The organism is Acidocella sp. (assembly GCF_035535915.1).
In the GTDB taxonomy this organism is placed as follows: Bacteria; Pseudomonadota; Alphaproteobacteria; order Acetobacterales; family Acetobacteraceae; genus Acidocella.
The window spans coordinates 1-16,517 of the sequence record NZ_DATLPB010000126.1; the positions used below are offsets into that span (position 1 = coordinate 1).

At 61.8% G+C, this 16,517-nt stretch carries 13 protein-coding genes; 8 read left to right on the forward strand and 5 right to left on the reverse strand.

Annotated features, from left to right (window positions below):
• Both VNC39_RS17230 and alaS read left to right on the forward strand, forming a co-directional pair.
• Window positions 1–188, forward strand: a 188-nt coding sequence (locus tag VNC39_RS17230; protein WP_325400890.1) for a hypothetical protein, incomplete at its 5' end; no start/stop codon positions are given.
• Window positions 172–2,814 carry an alanine--tRNA ligase gene (alaS, locus tag VNC39_RS17235; protein ID WP_325400891.1) on the forward strand — a complete coding sequence of 881 codons (2,643 nt, stop codon included), beginning with the start codon at window positions 172–174 and terminating at the stop codon, window positions 2,812–2,814. The genes VNC39_RS17230 and alaS, both read left to right, overlap by 17 nt.
• A gap of 98 nt (window positions 2,815–2,912) precedes the next feature.
• Here alaS and VNC39_RS17240 read toward each other — a convergent pair whose 3' ends face one another.
• Window positions 2,913–3,518 carry a pyridoxamine 5'-phosphate oxidase family protein gene (locus VNC39_RS17240; protein WP_325400892.1) on the reverse strand — a complete coding sequence of 202 codons (606 nt, stop codon included), beginning with the start codon at window positions 3,516–3,518 and terminating at the stop codon, window positions 2,913–2,915.
• A gap of 569 nt (window positions 3,519–4,087) precedes the next feature.
• Between VNC39_RS17240 and VNC39_RS17245 the strand changes: the two genes are divergently transcribed.
• Window positions 4,088–5,419 carry a hypothetical protein gene (locus tag VNC39_RS17245; RefSeq protein ID WP_325400893.1) on the forward strand — a complete coding sequence of 444 codons (1,332 nt, stop codon included), beginning with the start codon at window positions 4,088–4,090 and terminating at the stop codon, window positions 5,417–5,419.
• 188 nt (window positions 5,420–5,607) lie between these two features.
• On the opposite strand, the gene serA is transcribed toward VNC39_RS17245, so the two are convergent.
• Together serA and VNC39_RS17255 are read right to left on the reverse strand one after the other, a co-directional pair.
• Window positions 5,608–7,194, reverse strand: coding sequence for a phosphoglycerate dehydrogenase (serA, locus tag VNC39_RS17250; RefSeq protein ID WP_325400894.1), 1,587 nt, complete (start codon window positions 7,192–7,194; stop codon window positions 5,608–5,610).
• Between the two features lie 168 nt (window positions 7,195–7,362).
• Entirely contained in the window at window positions 7,363–8,535 is a 1,173-nt protein-coding gene (locus tag VNC39_RS17255) for a phosphoserine transaminase (RefSeq protein ID WP_325400895.1), read from the reverse strand.
• A gap of 163 nt (window positions 8,536–8,698) precedes the next feature.
• Between VNC39_RS17255 and VNC39_RS17260 the strand changes: the two genes are divergently transcribed.
• Entirely contained in the window at window positions 8,699–9,154 is a 456-nt protein-coding gene (locus VNC39_RS17260) for an Lrp/AsnC family transcriptional regulator (RefSeq protein WP_325400896.1), read from the forward strand.
• Window positions 9,155–9,272: 118 nt separating this feature from the next.
• On the opposite strand, the gene VNC39_RS17265 is transcribed toward VNC39_RS17260, so the two are convergent.
• Entirely contained in the window at window positions 9,273–9,749 is a 477-nt protein-coding gene (locus tag VNC39_RS17265; protein WP_325400897.1) for a DoxX family membrane protein, read from the reverse strand.
• Window positions 9,750–10,010: 261 nt separating this feature from the next.
• Between VNC39_RS17265 and VNC39_RS17270 the strand changes: the two genes are divergently transcribed.
• Window positions 10,011–10,361 carry a hypothetical protein gene (locus VNC39_RS17270; RefSeq protein WP_325400898.1) on the forward strand — a complete coding sequence of 117 codons (351 nt, stop codon included), beginning with the start codon at window positions 10,011–10,013 and terminating at the stop codon, window positions 10,359–10,361.
• A 116-nt stretch (window positions 10,362–10,477) separates the two neighbouring features.
• Here VNC39_RS17270 and VNC39_RS17275 read toward each other — a convergent pair whose 3' ends face one another.
• Window positions 10,478–12,517, reverse strand: a complete 2,040-nt coding sequence (locus VNC39_RS17275; protein WP_325400899.1) for a sigma-54-dependent Fis family transcriptional regulator — start codon at window positions 12,515–12,517, stop codon at window positions 10,478–10,480.
• 354 nt (window positions 12,518–12,871) lie between these two features.
• Between VNC39_RS17275 and VNC39_RS17280 the strand changes: the two genes are divergently transcribed.
• The 3 genes from VNC39_RS17280 to VNC39_RS17290 all read left to right on the forward strand — a co-directional run bounded on the left by VNC39_RS17280 (window position 12,872) and on the right by VNC39_RS17290 (window position 16,489).
• Window positions 12,872–14,740, forward strand: coding sequence for a methanol/ethanol family PQQ-dependent dehydrogenase (locus tag VNC39_RS17280; protein ID WP_325400900.1), 1,869 nt, complete (start codon window positions 12,872–12,874; stop codon window positions 14,738–14,740).
• Between the two features lie 123 nt (window positions 14,741–14,863).
• A complete protein-coding gene (locus VNC39_RS17285; RefSeq protein WP_325400901.1) occupies window positions 14,864–15,706 on the forward strand; it encodes a transporter substrate-binding domain-containing protein in 843 nt (280 codons plus the stop codon).
• 30 nt (window positions 15,707–15,736) lie between these two features.
• The gene (locus VNC39_RS17290) at window positions 15,737–16,489 is read left to right on the forward strand and encodes a c-type cytochrome (protein ID WP_325400902.1); all 753 of its coding nucleotides are present in this window, start codon (window positions 15,737–15,739) and stop codon (window positions 16,487–16,489) included.
• Window positions 16,490–16,517 lie beyond the last annotated feature (28 nt).

Genomic DNA, 16,517 nt, shown 5'->3' on the forward strand with positions numbered 1-16,517 from the left:
GCAAAAACTTCTTCTATACTGGGCCATGGGCGTTGTCGGCGACAACGCCCATGGCCCGACAAAATAAAGTTTTTTTGCTTCTTTTTGTTCACAAAAATAAGCCTTCCCTGCCCTTGCCAGTCCAGCCCGCGGATACTTGGCGAAAAGCGCGCCAACCTGTAATGCCGCTGCATGTTCTCAAGCAATGACATCCGCGCGACGTTCCTGAATTATTTCGGCCGCAACGACCATCAGGTCGTGCCCAGCGCCCCGCTGGTGCCGCGCAACGATCCCACCTTGCTGTTCACCAATGCCGGCATGGTGCCATTCAAGAACGTGTTCACCGGCCAGGAGAAGCGCCCTTATGTGCGCGCCACCTCGTCGCAGAAATGCGTGCGCGCCGGCGGCAAGCATAACGATTTGGACAATGTCGGCTATACCGCCCGGCACCATACCTTCTTCGAAATGCTGGGGAATTTCTCCTTCGGCGACTATTTCAAGGAACAGGCGATTTTCCACGCCTGGACGCTGCTGACCAAGGATTTCGGCCTGGACAAGGAGCGGCTCCTGGTCACCGTCTACCATACCGACGATGAAGCCGCGTCGCTGTGGAAGAAAATCGCCGGCCTGCCGGATGAGAAAATCACCCGCATCGCGACGGATGATAATTTCTGGAAGATGGGCGATACCGGCCCCTGCGGCCCCTGTTCGGAAATCTTCTACGACCACGGTCCCGGCATCGCCGGCGGCCCGCCCGGTAGCCCGGATGAGGATGGCGACCGCTTCATCGAGATCTGGAACCTCGTCTTCATGCAATACGAGGAAGGCCCGCCCGGCACGCGTAACCCGTTGCCGCGCCCTTCGATCGATACCGGCATGGGGCTGGAGCGCTTCGCCGCCATCCTGCAAGGCAAGCACGACAATTACGACACCGACACGCTGCGCGCGCTGATCCTGGCCTCCGCCGAGGCCACCGGCCAGAGCCCGGACGGCGAATTCCGCATCAGCCACCGCGTCGTCGCCGACCATCTGCGCAGCACCTCCTTCCTGATCGCCGATGGCGTGCTCCCCTCCAACGAGGGCCGTGGCTATGTGCTGCGCCGGATCATGCGCCGCGCCATGCGCCACGCCCACCTGATGGGCGCGACGGAGCCGTTGATGTACCGGCTGGTCCCCGCCCTCACCCGGCAGATGGGCCAGGCCTTCCCGGAACTCACCGCCGCCGAACCGCTGATCATCGAGACTTTGAAACTTGAAGAAAATCGGTTCCGCTCGATGCTCGATCGCGGCATTTCGCTGCTGCGCGAAGAGGCCGCCAGCGTCCCCTCCGGCGGCGCGCTGCCCGGCGACATCGCCTTCAAGCTCTACGACACTTATGGCTTCCCGCTCGACCTGACCCAGGATGCGCTCCGCGAGGAGCATAAATCCGTGGATATCGATGGGTTCAACACGGCGATGGCGGAGCAGAAAAAGCGCGCCCGCGCCGCCTGGGCCGGTTCCGGCGAGGCCGCCACCGAGACCGTCTGGTTCGAGCTCAAGGAAACGCTCGGCGCCACGGAGTTCCTGGGTTACGCCACCGAAGCCGCGGAAGCCGCCATCACCGGCCTGGTGGTCGACGGCCAGCCGACAGACGAGGCGCTGCCGGGCCAGGCCGTGGCCCTGATCCTCAACCAGACGCCCTTCTACGCCGAAAGCGGCGGCCAGGTGGGCGACACCGGCATCATCACGGGCGCCGACGATCTGCGCATCCGCATCACCGACACGCAGAAAAAGCTCGGCGAGCTGTTCGTGCATCTCGGCACGGTGGAAGCCGGCACGGCCCGCCTCGGCGCGCCGGTGGTGGCCCGCGTGGATCATGACCGCCGCCGCGCCATCCGCGCGCACCACTCCGCCACGCATTTGCTGCACGAGGCCTTGCGCCGGCATCTCGGCACGCACGTGACCCAGAAAGGCTCGCTGAACGCGCCGGACCGGTTGCGCTTCGACATTTCTCAGCCCCGCCCCGTGACAGCCGACGAGCTGGCCCTGGTGGAGCGCGAGGTGAATGAGCGCATCCGCGAGAACAGCCCGGTCACCACCCGGCTGATGACGCCGGAAGAGGCGGTGAAGCTGGGCGCGATGGCCTTGTTCGGCGAAAAATACGGCGACGAAGTGCGCGTGGTGTCCATGGGCGCGGCCGAAGACGGCGGCGAAAAAGCCGCCTATTCCATCGAACTTTGCGGCGGCACCCATGTCACTCGCACCGGCGATATCGGCCTGTTCCGCATCGTCTCCGAAGGCGCGGTCTCGGCCGGCATCCGCCGCATCGAAGCGCTGGCCGGCGCTTCCGCGATTGCCGCCGTCGAGGAAAATAGCCGCCTGCTGGCGGAAGCCGCGGCGACGCTGAAGGCGCAGCCGGCGGAACTCCCGGCCCGCATCACCCAGCTGCAGGAAGACAAAAAACGCCTGGAGCGCCAGCTTTCGGACCTGCAGAAAAAGCTCGTCCTCAGCACCGCGACGGAATTTGAAATGGTCGGCGGCGTGAAACTCATCGCCCGCAATGTCGGCGAGATCCCGGCCAAGGAACTGCGCCCCATCGCCACCGACCTGCTGAAAGGGCTGGGCTCGGGCGTGGTCGCCCTGATCTCCACGGCGGAACAGAAAGCCGCCATCGCGGTCGCGGTCTCGGACGATCTCAGCGCCACCCACGGCGCCGTCGACCTGGTGCGCGCCGCGGCGGCCGCCGTGGGCGGCTCCGGCGGCGGCGGCAACAAAACCATGGCCCAGGCCGGCGGCCCGCATGGCAACCAATGGGAAGCGGCCCTGGCCGCGATCCGCAGCGCCGTCGCGGCTTAAGTTAAGCAAGCAGCCGCTTTTTGAAAAAAGCGGCGCAAAAACTTTTTTGAAACTGGGCCCGTGGCGGTGAAACCGCACGGGCCCAGAGAGGCGCACTCTCAATACAGCGTGGCTTGCGTCCGAGCGGGCATGTCACGATCATAGGCTTCGGCGTCGAACACGCCGCCACTCAAGCGTTGATGGATGGCACCGGCACTGGGCAGCCTGGCGCGCTCGATCTGGCTTTCGGGTGCCCAAAGCTTGGCCCGCACGACCGCTTTGGAACAGTGAAAATACACCGAATCGATGCTAACCAGCAGCACCGTAAGGGGAAGCTTTCCGCCCACCGTGAACGTCGCGAGTAGGTCAGGGTCGGTAGAAATGGCCGCCCGCCCGTTTACCCGCAGTGTCTCACCAACCCCTGGGATGATGAACAGCAGTGACACGCGAGGATCTGCGATAATATTACGTAGATTATCGATGCGATTATTGCCGGGTCGATCAGGAATGGCGAGCGTACGATCGTCAAGAATTTTTACAAACCCTGGTGCATCGCCCTTCGGAGAACAATCCGTACCGCCCGCGCCCACGGACGCCAGGACGATGAACGGCGAAGCCTCGACGAATGCCCTGTAATCTACATTCAGGGCTGAGATCTCCTTCCAAATAGCACGCTCATTAGGCTGCCCATAGACTTGTTCCAGTTGTTCGAGAGTGGTCAGCATTTTGGTCTCCATAAATCGACGATGCCCACAGCTTTTTTTCTATATAGCTGCCTGCCTGCCACGATGACCACCAAAGAGTACAGTTGTTCCAGGTCGAAGGGGCGCATGTCCATCCGACTGTTATTCCAATGCGCCTAATACTTGCTCGTATAGGCCCGTGCCGGTTCCTCCGGTACGGGCCTATAATAACAAAAGTTTTTGGCGCCGCTTTTTTCAAAAAGCGGCCACTTTCTTAACTAACAAAAAGGCCGGGGTTTTGCCCCGGCCTTTTGCATCAGAACGACAGCGTGGTCGCCTGCGTCACCAGCGGCAGCGCGCGCACCTTACTTCGTCCAGCGTGTCGCCGTCGGTGGAGACCAGGCAGATCGCGTCCTCGCCCTGGGCGGCGCGGCCGAGATGGAAGGTTGCCGCACATGCTCTACGTCACCAAAAAGATCCGCCAACGCTACCCCTCTCAGCACTCCGTTCATAGGCGCAATGTTTGCTAAAAGTTAAGCGTTCTGTCATTCCGCCTTCACTCGTAAGGAACGTCTCGGAGCAGCGGTTTTAGATAGAAAAGGGAACAGGAGGTGATTTCGAATAGCAATAATGCGGTAGATAAAACCCTCACGCCACATTTGTTCAAGATCGCGGGGGACCGCACCGACTTGCGCGTCTGGCTAAATCTTGTTGGTGTTTTGTGCGCCGCCGGGTTGTTGTTAAGTCGCGCTCCTGATCATTTGTTGCATCCCCAGTTATGGGGAGAAGACGGCGTATTTTGGGTGTCGCAAGCCTACAATTTAGGGTTCCGCTGCCTGGCCATTCCGGAATCCGGGTATTTGCAAACGATATCACGAATCGGTGCGTTGTTGGCTATCCAGTTACCGCTGACGGCAGTGCCATTCATTTTTTCTTTGATCGCCTTCGTAATTCAGCTCGCACCTGTGGCGTTGCTGTTGTCGCGACGGGGAGAGCAACTGATCCCGTCGCTCTTGGGGCGGCTCCTGATCGTGCTGCTTTACATCGGTGAACCGAATTCATCTGAGGCATACGTCAATCTAACCAATGCAATGTGGCATCTGGCCCTGGTGGCGTTTCTGCTGGTGATTTTACCGAAACCACGGACGACAACAGGGCTGTGGCTAGATGCAGTCGTGTTGATATTGGCGGGGCTGAGCGGCCCCCTGGTGCTGTTCATCGCCCCGATCGCTTGGTGGGAATTAGTGCGGCTACGTCGCTGCACTGGTCGAGCGAAGACTTTGCTCTATGCCGGCGTTCTGACTTCGTGTGCGGTAGTACAAGGCATTCTGATCGCAATGACGGCAATGCACACGACAGAGGCTCGATTAGGGCAGTTGGGTGCCAATTTCAGCCGGTTGGTACATATTCTGGCGGACCAAATCATTTTAGGGGGTGTGGTCGGCGGAAAGACTGTGGAGAGGCTTCTGACGCAAAATTTCTGGCTACATACATGGCCCGCGACGTTATGCTGCTTGCTCGCGCTGGTTTTGGGACTGATCGCTTTCGTCAAAGGACAGGCGGCGTACCGCCAATTTGTGGTGCTGTCGGCATTGATCATGGCCAGCGCGCTGAAGTCACCAATGGTCAGCATGACAGCGCCACAATGGGAACTGATGCAACGTCCCGGCGCGGGGGATCGATATTACATTATTCCGATTCTGGCGTGGGGTGCCACTTTGCTGGTTCTGAGCACAGGTAAGTGGCGTTTTGGGCTGCAGTGGTTTGCGCGCGGCATAATGTTATACAGCACAATCGGAATTGTTAACGATTGGCATTATTTTCCATACACGCACACCAACTATTATGATTCAGCAAGAATATTCGATCGCGCGACGCCAGGAGTGACGATCGAATTCTTTGAAAATCCAGTGCCGTGGCATTTTTTTCTAACCAAGAAATAATCATCTTCTAGCCGCTTGGCTAGGCTCGCAGTCGCCGCCTCAAAGAACGACTCCTGGGTTTAGGGCACTGTCGCCGACACCCCCCAGGCCCCGCAAAATCAAAGTTTTTTTGCTACTTTTTGTTCACAAAAAGTAGCCTTCCTTTCTATCTCTAAAAGGCCGGGGTTTTTCCCCGGCCTTTTGCAATTTCAGAACGACAGCGTGGTCGCCTGCGTCACCAATGGCAGCGCGCGCACCTTGGCCAGCACCTCGTCGGGCGTGTCGCCGTCTGTGGAGACCAGGCAGATCGCATCCTCGCCCTGGGCGGCGCGGCCGAGATGGAAGGTGGCGATGTTCACCCCGGCATCGGCCAGGGTCATGCCGAAGCGGCCGATGAAGCCCGGCTTGTCCTTGTTGGTGACGTAGAGCATGTGCGGCGCGAAATCCGCCTCGACCTTGATGCCTTTGATCTCCACCAGGCGCGGCCGGTTATTGCCGATCAGCGTGCCCGCCACCGAGCGGGTCAGCTGGTCGGTCGTCACGGTGATGCGCACCAGGGTCTGGTAATCACCGACGCGGTCATGCGTGGCCTCGGACACTTCGATGCCATGGTCGCGCGCCAGGACCGGGGCGGAGACCATGTTCACCCCTTCCATCACCGGCCCGAGCAGGCCGGCCAGAACCGCGGCCCCGAGCGGGCGATGGTTCAGCGCCGCGGCAGCGCCTTCATATTCCACCAGCACGCGCCTGATCGACCCTTCCCGGGCGGAGGTGAGCTGGCCGGCGAAACCACCCAGCAGGCGGCACAGATCCATGTACGGGCGCAGGCGCGGCGCTTCCTCGGCGGAGACGCTCGGCATGTTCAGCGCGTTGGTCACCGAGCCGGTGAGCAGGAAGTCGCTGATCTGCTCGGCCACCTGCAGCGCCACATTCTCCTGCGCCTCGGTGGTGGCCGCACCCAGATGCGGGGTGCAGATCACGTTTTCCAGCTCGAACAGCGGGCTCGACGTGGCGGGCTCGGTCTCGAACACGTCCAAGGCCGCGCCGGCGACATGGCCGGATTTCAGCGCGTCGTACAACGCCGCTTCATCCACCAGCCCGCCGCGCGCGCAGTTGACGATGCGCACGCCCTTGCGGGTCTTCGCCAGCGCCTCGCGGGAGATCAGGTTGCGGGTCGCGTCGGTGAGCGGCGTGTGCAGGGTGATGAAATCCGCCTTCGCCAGCACGGTGTCGAGCTCGGCCTTCTCCACGCCGAGCTGCACGGCGCGCGCCTCGGTGAGATACGGGTCGTAGGCCAGCACCTTCATCTTAAGCCCGACCGCGCGGTCGGCGACGATGGAACCGATATTGCCGCAGCCGATCAGGCCCAGCGTCTTCGCGGTCAGCTCGACGCCCATGAAGCGGTTCTTCTCCCACTTGCCACCCTTGGTGGAAACCGTGGCCTCCGGCAGCTGGCGGGCGAGCGCGAACATCATGGCGATGGCGTGCTCGGCGGTGGTGATGGCGTTGCCGAACGGGGTGTTCATCACCACCACGCCGCGCGAGGTGGCGGCTTTCACATCCACATTGTCCACACCGATGCCGGCGCGGCCGACCACTTTCAGCCGGGGTGCTGCTTCCAGCACCTCGCGGGTGACCTTGGTGGCGGAGCGGATGGCGAGACCGTCATACTCGCCGATGATGGCGCGCAGCTCGGCGGGGGTGAGGCCGGTCTTCACGTCAGCCTCGATGCCGCGCTCCTTGAAGATTGCGACCGCGGCAGGCGACAATTTGTCGCTGATCAGGACTTTTACCATGTCAGGGGATTCCGTTCAGAGGAAAAGGAAGAAAGGAAGGCTTCTTTTTTGGAAAAAAGAAGCAAAAAACTTTTTGTCCGCTGGGCCATGGGCGTTGTCGCTGACACAGCCCATGGCCCAGCATAACAAAGTTTTTTTGCTTCTTTTTGTTCACAAAAAGAAGAACTCTTAAAACTCGGCTTGCACCGTATCGATCGCGTAATCGATCCACGGCAGCAGCGCCACCAGATCGGAAGTTTCGACCGTGGCGCCGCCCCAGATGCGCAGGCCCGGCGGGGCATCGCGATAGGCGCCGGCATCCAAGGCCACGCCCTCTTTCTCCAACAGGGAAGCGACAGCCTTCGCCGCCTTGGCCTGGCCTTCGGCGTTCAGCGCGGCGAACCAAGGCGCGGCGATGGCAAGGCAGATCGAGGTGCAGGACCGCGTTTCCGGCACTTCCGCCAGGAAGCGCACGCGTGCATTGCCCTCAACCCAATTGGCGACCGCCGCGAGATTGGCGTTGCAGCGACCAAGCAGGCCAGGCAGGCCGCCGATGCGCTCGGCCCAGCGCAACCCGTCGAGCGCGTCCTCGACGCAGAGCATCGACGGCGTGTTGATCGTTTCGCCAACAAAAATGCCTTCGCTCAGCTTGCCGCCCGAAGTCATGCGGAACACTTTCGGCAACGGCCAGGCCGGCTTGTAGGTGAGCAGCCGTTCCACCGCGCGCGGGCTGAGCGCGAGCATGCCATGCGCGCCTTCACCGCCCAGCACCTTCTGCCAGCTCCAGGTGACGACATCGAGCTTGTCCCAGGGCAGGTCCATGGCGAAGGCGGCGGAGGTGGCATCGGCGATCACCAGCCCGGCGCGGTCGGCGGGAATAAAATCGCCGGAGGGGAAGCACACGCCCGACGTAGTGCCGTTCCAGGCCAGCACGACGTCATGCGAAAAATCGATATCCTTGAGGTTCGGCAGGCGGCCATACGGGGCGTCGAGCACGCGGGCGTCGGCCAGCTTCAGCTGCTTCACCACGTCCGTCGCCCAGGCCTGGGAAAAGCTCTCATGGGCCAGAACGTCGACCGGGCGCGCGCCCAGCATCGACCACAGCACCATCTCCACGGCTCCGGTGTCCGAGCCCGGCACGATGCCGAGACGCCAATCTTCCGGCATGCCGAGAATCGCGCGCGAGCGGGTGATCACCTCAGCCAGCTTGGCCTTCGGCCCCTTGGCGCGGTGGCTGCGGCCCAAAGCGGCGTCCTTCAGCGCTTCCAGGCTGAAGCCGGGGCGCTTGGCGCAGGGACCGGATGAAAAATAGGGGGTTACAGGGCGGACCGCCGGCTTTGCGGCGGCAGACAGATCTGCCATAAAAAATCTCCCTTACAGAAGAATAGCGCCCCATTGGGGGGGCGTGACCCGGAGCGGCCTCTAGCGCGGTTCATTCGCCACCGCAATAGCCCCGTTCCCGGTCCCGCTGCCCCTGGTCACCTCTAGCCCTATGAAAATCACAGACCATGTCAGCCGCCATATCATGACCGACCTCGACACCACCGACCGCGCCATCCTGCGTCTGCTCTCCAAGGATGCGTCGCTCTCGCTGAACGACATCGCCGACAAGGTCGGCCTCACCGCCACACCCTGCTGGAAACGCATCAAGCGCATGGAGGAGATGGGCATCATCCGCGCCCGCGTCGCCGTGCTGGATGCCGACAAGCTCGGCCTGCCGGTGTCGGTGTTCGTCTCGGTGGAGACCGCCGACCATTCCTCGGCATGGCTCTCCGCCTTCGCCAATCTGGTGGCGGAAACACCGGAGATCGTCGGCGCCTGGCGCATGAGCGGCGACGTCGATTACCTGCTGCACGTGATCGTGCCGGACATCGCCGCCTATGACGCCTTCTACCGGCGGCTGATCGCGGCCGTGCCGCTGCGCAACGTCTCCTCGCGCTTTGCCATGGAGCGGATGAAGGACGGCGCGCTGCCAATCTGAAAGCTATAAGAAAGAGGCAGCTTTTTGAAAAAAGCGGCGCAAAAACTTTTGTTACGCTGGGTCTGGGCCGTTGTCTCGGACACAGCCAACGGCCCAGCGTTTTTTTGCTACTTTTTGTTCACAAAAAGTAGCCTTCCTTCTTCGCGAAAACCCGCCGCCGGAGCAGGATCGCGTCGAGGCCGACGACATGGCCGGCCCGCTTGATCAGCAGAAGCGCAACAATGCCGGCGAACAGCAGGTCCGGGCCGACGAAGACATAGAAGCGGCCATCATTGAACGGCCAATCCATATGCGCGAGCCAGAACAGCAGCATGAGCAGAATGCCAAACGGCGCGCTGAACGACACCAACGCGCCGAAGAACAGCGAAAGGCCGATCAGCACCTGCCCCCATGCAACCAGCACGCCGACCAGAGGGGCAATGTCGGGATCCGTGAAAATGGCAAAGGTGCTGTGAAAGGTTTTCGTATGCGAGAGGAATGGCACGATGCTGAAATGCGGCGCCAGCACCTGGCCCAGGCCGGCATGCAGGAAAATCCACCCCATGGCGACACGGAAAAATAAAATCAGCCCACGTTCCAGAGACTCTCGCCTCATTCTCTGTTCCTCCTGCTAACGGTCCTCAGCGTCGTGACGACGGTTAGCTTACCTAGCAATTAGTTATGAACTTTTGCCTTACGGATCAGGAGGATGCAAGTTATTCATCCTGCACTCAGTTCGATAGAAAGAGAAGAGGTTTGACTCAAACATTCATGAAGAAGGGTTTGAGTAGAGCGAAACCAAAAGCTATATCATTGATACAAGATTAAAATTATCTTAACACAATACTCATCTGACCTTAACGAAGGAACATCCGCTATGGCTGAAATTGTGATGCTAAAGCACAAAGATACCGGAATCGTCAAAAAGGGCTTTTACGGGTATTCATGGACGACATTTTTCTTTGGTGCTTTTGTTTCTCTGTTCCGTCAAGATTTTGTAACGTTCCTAGGCGCCATAGCTATCATGATAATCGTCGGCAGCTTCACGCTCGGCATCGGTTCGTGGGTCGCCATGTTCATTTGGGCGTTTATGTATAACAAATACTATACACGCCGACTCCTTGAACGAGGTTATGTATTTAGTGATTCTCCCGACCGTGTTGCCAAGGCGCGCGCCGCGCTAGGCGTTACATCCCCATCTTCGAATCCGGAAATTTCAGCTGCATAGAGGTTCTGCCGTCCGTTAGTGGAATCAGTTAGCTTGCCCCGTTCTGTTTCTGCACCACCAACCCAATTTCAAAGAAGTTTTTGCGCCGCTTTTTCCAAAAAGCGGCTGCTTTCTTCCTAGTTTTCCGGCGTCACCGGCGGCAGCAGCCCGTAGCGGCGCAGCTTGCGGTACAGCGTGTTGCGGCTCATGCCGAGCGCGTTGGCGGTGCTGGTGATGCGCCAATGCTGGCGCTCAAGTTCGCTGAGAATCAGCGCGTGTTCCGTGGGGTTCCCCGGTTCGGCGAGGTCCTCGGCGCTGCGCCCCGCCGGTTCGCGCCCACGGCCCGGCGTTCCCCAGCTGCCCCGCGCCAACGCGCCCGGCAGGTGGCTCACCTCCAGCCTCCCGCCTTCGGCAAAGGCCAGCGCGGTGCGCAGGGCGTTGCGCAATTCGCGGATATTGCCGGGCCAGGCATAGCCGGCGAGAATCGCCCGCGCTTCCGGCGCGATGGTGATCGGCACGCCGCCATTCTCCTCATGCGCCACACGCTCGATCAGCGCGGCGCGGTCGGCGCGGAAGCGTAGCGCGGGCAAGGTCAGGGACACGCCGTTCAGCCGGTAGAACAAATCCATGCGGAATTCGCCGCGCGCCACCAGCACTTCCAGATCCTCATGGGTGGCGCTGATCACGCGAATATCCACCGGCACCGGCGCGGTGCTGCCAAGCGGCACGACCTCCTTTTCCTCCAGCAGGCGCAGCAGCCGCGCCTGGATGGACAGCGGCATGTCGCCGATCTCATCGAGAAACAGCGTGCCGCGATGCGCGGCCAGCGCCTTGCCGCGCATGCCCCCGGCCCGCGCCCCGGTGAAGGCCCCGGCCTCATAGCCGAACAATTCGCTTTCGATCAGCGCTTCCGGGATCGCCGCACAGCTCATGACGATGAAGGGCCCCTCGCGCCGGTCGCTGGCGGCGTGAATCGCGCGCGCGAACGTGTCCTTGCCGGTGCCGGTCTCGCCCAGCAGCAGCACGTGAATGTCCTTGTTCATCACATGCTCGGCGCGCCAGACATTTTTCAGCATCACCGGATCTTCGCCGGCCAGCACCCGCAACGTGGCGTTTTGCCGCGGCGACGACGCGGGCCGAGCGCTCTCGCGGTGCCGCAGGCTGCGCGCGCCGCGCAGCCGCGGCGAGGCCGCCGGACGCAGGCTCGCGAAACCATGGCCGTTCTGCCCGTAGGCCACCGGCCAGGCGGCCATCGGCTGCGTCTCGGCATAGGTGAACAGCCGGTCCGGGGTGATGTCGAATAAATCGGAGATGCTGCGGCCCACCAGCGCCGAGCGGCTGGAAAAACCGAGCCGGTTGGTCACCGTGCCGTCCACCGCCAGCACCCGCCCGGCGCTGTCGATCGCCAGCAGCGATTCGTAAGGCAGCCCGAAAAATTCCGGCTGTTCGTGAAAATGCATGACCAGCGCGTCGCGATATTGCTGCGCGAAATGCAGCTGCTCGATGATGCGCGCCGACATCGCCACCAGCGCGCTGGTCGCGACCTGGCTGGTGCGGCTGTCCTGGTAGTCGAAAAAGGAGATGTCGAGCGCGCCCAGCAGCTCGCCCTCGGCGTTCCAGACCGGCGCTGCGGAACAACTCATTGTGCGATTGCAGCAAAAAAAATGATCGTCCCGATGAACCAGCCGGGCGCGGCCGTCATGCACGCAGGTGCCGGGGCCGTTGGCGCCGACATGCCGCTCATCCCAGAGATATCCCGGCCGGATCTTGGCTTCATGCGCCATGTCCAGGGTCTCATGATTGGCGAACACGTCCAGGATGGTCGCCTCGGCATCGACCAGCATCAGCATGAAACGCGGTGAGGCGCTGCTCGGCTGCACGATCTGCTGGTTCAGCTGCTCGAACAGACGCTGCATTTCGCCGCGCCCGACCAGCTCGAACAAGGCCAGCGCCTCATGCCGGTGTTTCAGCGCCGTTGTGCCGATATGTTCGGGCATCGGCCGCCCCTCGGGGTCGAGCTGATACAGCTCGGTGCAACGCTGCCATGCCGCATCGATATAGGCGGCGCGGCACGGCGTTGTGTCCGCCTCCGGCGCGGACAGGATCTCCGACTTTTGTGCCGGACCGCCGGCGCCGGCATCGGCGAAAGGCGGAACATTCCTCTTGGCGTGGATCATTGGTTGTTTCCCCTGGACCCGCGTTTTTTCTTTTTCGGCGTGGAGTCTTTTAGCAGATCGCGCGGCCAGGGTCGATGTGTCGCCGCGGCGCCACGGGCAATTTGCGCCGCGGCGGCACAGAGTGTCCCACGAAACCGCTGCGGTCCGGGGGTGGCCATCCGACAAAAACACCGTCTTTCCAAGGCATGGCGCGGTCACCGCACGCTTTCGTGCGTTGGCACGGCACTTGCGGGCCCCTCGATCTATCCGGGCGATTGCGTCCGGATCGATGCTCATCCGGGCATTCCGGTGCTGACCCAAAAGCAATCGGCGGAACACGCCCTGTGGTGTGGAACCGCATAAAGGAGGAACGTAATGACGAAACTGAGAATACGGCTACGGGGCCCATCCTTGAAAGCGACGGCGCTCGGTCTGCTCGGCGCCGGCGTCTTGGCGCTGGGGGCGCATGCCCAGAGCTCATCGACGATGGGCATGTCGGCGACGGGGGCCTCCACATCGCTGGAGACCCTGGCCAAAGACGCCAACCAATGGGTGTTGCCGTCCGGCGATTACGCAAACTGGCGCTATAGCCGGCTCAACCAGATCAACACCACCAATGTGAAAGATCTGCAGGTCGCCTGGACCATGTCGACCGGCACCAATCGCGGCCTGGAAGGCCAGCCGCTCGTGGTCGGCAACATGATGTACTTCCAGACCTCCTATCCGAACTATGTCTACGCGATCAATCTCGACAATGTCGGGCAGATCGCCTGGCAGTTCACCCCGCCGGCCAATGAGGACGCGCCGCCGGTCGCCTGCTGCGACGTGGTCAATCGCGGCCCCGCTTATGCCAACGGCAAGCTGTTCGTCGACGCGCTCGACGGCACGGTGTTCGCGCTCGACGCCCACACCGGCAAAGTGCTGTGGACCGCGAACAACGGCGATCCCAAGCAGGGCCAGACCGTGACCAGCGCGCCGCTGGTGATCGGCAACAAGGTGTTCATCGGCGTCTCCGGCGGCGAATACGGCGTGCGCGGCTATATCAGCGCGTTCGACGTGGATTCCGGCAAGATGCTCTGGCGCGGCTACAGCGAGGGCCCGGACAGCGACATGCTGATCAATGCCAGCACCACGATCAACGGTGCCACCGGCCAGCCGGTCGGCGCGGATTCCAGCCTGAAGTCCTGGCAGGGCGATCAATGGAAATATGGCGGCGGCACCACCTGGGGCTGGTACTCCTACGATCCGAAGCTGAACCTGCTGTATTACGGCAGCGGCAACCCCGGAACCTGGAACCCGAGCCAGCGCCCCGGCGACAATAAATGGTCGATGACCATTTTCGCCCGCAACCCGGACACCGGCGAGGTGAAATGGGTCTATCAGATGACCCCGCATGATGGCTGGGACTATGACGGGGTGAACGAAATGGTGCTGGCGCCGCTCGAATATCAGGGCCACACCGTGCCGGGCCTCGTGCATTTCGATCGCAACGGCTTCTCCTACGCGCTGAACCGGGAAACCGGCAAGCCGCTGGCGATCTTCAAATACGATCCGTCGGTGAACTGGGCCACCGGCATCGACCCCAAGACCAGCACGCCGATCGTTGATCCGGCGAAGATGACCGAAGAGGGCAAGAACGTCACCAATATCTGCCCGGCTTCGCAGGGCGACAAGGACGAGCAGCCGGTCTCCTACGACCCGCAGACCAAGCTGTTCTACGCGCCGCTCAACCATCTGTGCATGAGCTACCAGGCGTTCAACGTGAAATACATGGCAGGCTTCCCGTATGTGGGCGCGCTGGTGAACATGACCCCTGGCCCGGGCGGCTATCGCGGCCGCTTCATCGCCTATGATCCGATGACCGGCCAGACCAAGTGGGAAAACCACGACATGTTCCAGGATTGGGGCGGGGCGCTGACCACGGCCGGCGGCGTGGGCTTCTATGGCACGCTGACCGGCCAGTTCCAGGCGGTCGATCTGCGCAACGGGCACATCCTGTATTCGTTCAAATGCCCGTCGGGGATCATCGGCAACCCGATGACCTACATGCATAACGGACGGCAATATGTCGCGATCCTGAGCGGCGTCGGCGGCTGGGCGGCGATCGGCATGACCAACAATCTGCACGAATCGACGGCCGGCCTCGGCGCGGTCGGGCTGAACGCCTCGCTGAACCAGTACACGAATCTCGGCGGCGCGCTGATGGTGTTTGCGCTGCCCACGACGGTCGCCAGCGCCAACTGACACGGCGCCACGCCAGCCCGGTTCCCGCCTGCCACGGCGCCGGGCTGGTTTCTTTCCTCCGGCGGCGGCGCCGAACTCGCGGCCGCCACCGCAATAACGATTCAAGACCAAAGGAAACGCATCATGTCCAAACCATCGATCCGTCAGCTTTTGCCGCTGGCGGCGCTGCTCGGCTTCACCATGCCGCTCGCGGCCCATGCACAGGCCAGCGGCAACAACCAGGTGCTGCGCGTCTGCGCCGATCCCGATTATCTGCCGTTCTCCAACAGCGCCGGACAGGGGTTCGAGAACAAAGTGGCCGAACTGCTGGCCAAATCCATGGGGCGCCGGCTGGAATATCACTGGGCGAGCTATCGCGGCCAAGGCGGCTTTTCCAATTTCCTCGCCGACAATCTCGATACCGGCAAATGCGACGTGGTGATGGATCTGCCCTATGGCGACAATGAGGAGGGCTACACCACCCCTTATTACACCTCTTCCTATGTGTTCATCGCCAAGAACAACGACATCACCTCGATGATCGATCTCACGCGGCACCCGATGAAAATCGGCTATGAGGAAGAGACCACCCCGGAGACGGCGCTGAAAATGCTCGATCTCACCCAGGACGCGGTGGTGTTCCACATCGCCGACGACCCCAATTCCTCGCCGGAACAATTCCTCCGGGCGGTGGAAAATAACCGCGTGGGCGTGATGATCACCTGGGAACCGGCGATCGGCGCCTTCCTGAAGGACTACCCCGATCTCAAGGTGCATCCGGTGCCCGCCGAGGAATACGGGCCGGGCCTGCCGCAGGTGAGCTACACCTATCCGATGGCGCTCGGCGTCCGCACCAAGGACACCGCGCTGAAGGCCGAGCTGAATACGGTGATCGCCGCGAACAAGCCGCAGATCGCGGCCATTCTCGCCGACTACAACATCAAACTCTACAAACAGCCCGCTTCCGTGAATTTCACGAACCAATGAGTCAAACGCAATTTTTTTAAAGGCCGAATAATGACACTTCGCATAATGCCCGGAAATTTTCTGCTCAATATGTCTGCGCTCGGGGCGATGAGCGCCGCCCTGCTCGCCTGCGTGGCGGTGGCGATGGCCGCCGACAACGCGCCCTCGGCCGGAGAAACCGCTGCCCGGGGCAGCGACTGTTTCTCCTGCCACAGCGTCGACCAGAAGCTGGTCGGTCCCGCTTTCACCGCCATCGCGCAAAAATTCGCCGGCCAGGCCGGTGCCGCCAGCACGCTGGAAGCGGCGATCAAGAATGGCCATGTCGGCACCTGGGGGCAAATCCCCATGCCGGCGCACCCGCAGCTCAGCGATACGCAGCTGCAGCAGATCGTCTCCTGGATCCTGTCGCTGAAGGGCCAGAGTTCCGCCGCCGCCACGGCGCCGGCGCAAAGCTACACCACCAATGTCGATGGCAAGCCTGTTACCACGCATTTCCCGATCTTCCAGGCGGGCACACAAAAAGTCACGCCGTCGGTGTTCCGCGGCTATGAATTGTTCGACTCCTATTGCTTCCGTTGCCATGGCGCCGATGCGGTGGGCGGTGAGTACGCACCCAACCTGCGGGCATCGCTGAATAACGGCATGACCGAAGACCAGTTCCTCTCGATCGCCATGGAGGGCCGCAAGGCGCAAGGCATGCCCGCCTGGGCCGGCTTCTTCTCGCCGCAGGATATCGACTCGATCTATCAATACACCAAGGCACGCGCGGTGGGCGCCTTGAGCACCGGAACCCCGCCCGAATAAACCCCCGCCTTGCCTGATGAGCAACATG

Bases quoted from the DNA above. Each gene is read 5' to 3' on its own strand.
- alaS (WP_325400891.1), top strand. From the start codon at position 172: ATGTTCTCAAGCAATGACATCCGCGCGACGTTCCTGAATTATTTCGGC.
- VNC39_RS17240 (WP_325400892.1), bottom strand. From the start codon at position 3,518: ATGCTGACCACTCTCGAACAACTGGAACAAGTCTATGGGCAGCCTAAT.
- serA (WP_325400894.1), bottom strand. From the start codon at position 7,194: ATGGTAAAAGTCCTGATCAGCGACAAATTGTCGCCTGCCGCGGTCGCA.
- VNC39_RS17255 (WP_325400895.1), bottom strand. From the start codon at position 8,535: ATGGCAGATCTGTCTGCCGCCGCAAAGCCGGCGGTCCGCCCTGTAACC.
- VNC39_RS17260 (WP_325400896.1), top strand. From the start codon at position 8,699: ATGACCGACCTCGACACCACCGACCGCGCCATCCTGCGTCTGCTCTCC.
- VNC39_RS17265 (WP_325400897.1), bottom strand. From the start codon at position 9,749: ATGAGGCGAGAGTCTCTGGAACGTGGGCTGATTTTATTTTTCCGTGTC.
- VNC39_RS17270 (WP_325400898.1), top strand. From the start codon at position 10,011: ATGGCTGAAATTGTGATGCTAAAGCACAAAGATACCGGAATCGTCAAA.
- VNC39_RS17275 (WP_325400899.1), bottom strand. From the start codon at position 12,517: ATGATCCACGCCAAGAGGAATGTTCCGCCTTTCGCCGATGCCGGCGCC.
- VNC39_RS17280 (WP_325400900.1), top strand. From the start codon at position 12,872: ATGACGAAACTGAGAATACGGCTACGGGGCCCATCCTTGAAAGCGACG.
- VNC39_RS17285 (WP_325400901.1), top strand. From the start codon at position 14,864: ATGTCCAAACCATCGATCCGTCAGCTTTTGCCGCTGGCGGCGCTGCTC.
- VNC39_RS17290 (WP_325400902.1), top strand. From the start codon at position 15,737: ATGACACTTCGCATAATGCCCGGAAATTTTCTGCTCAATATGTCTGCG.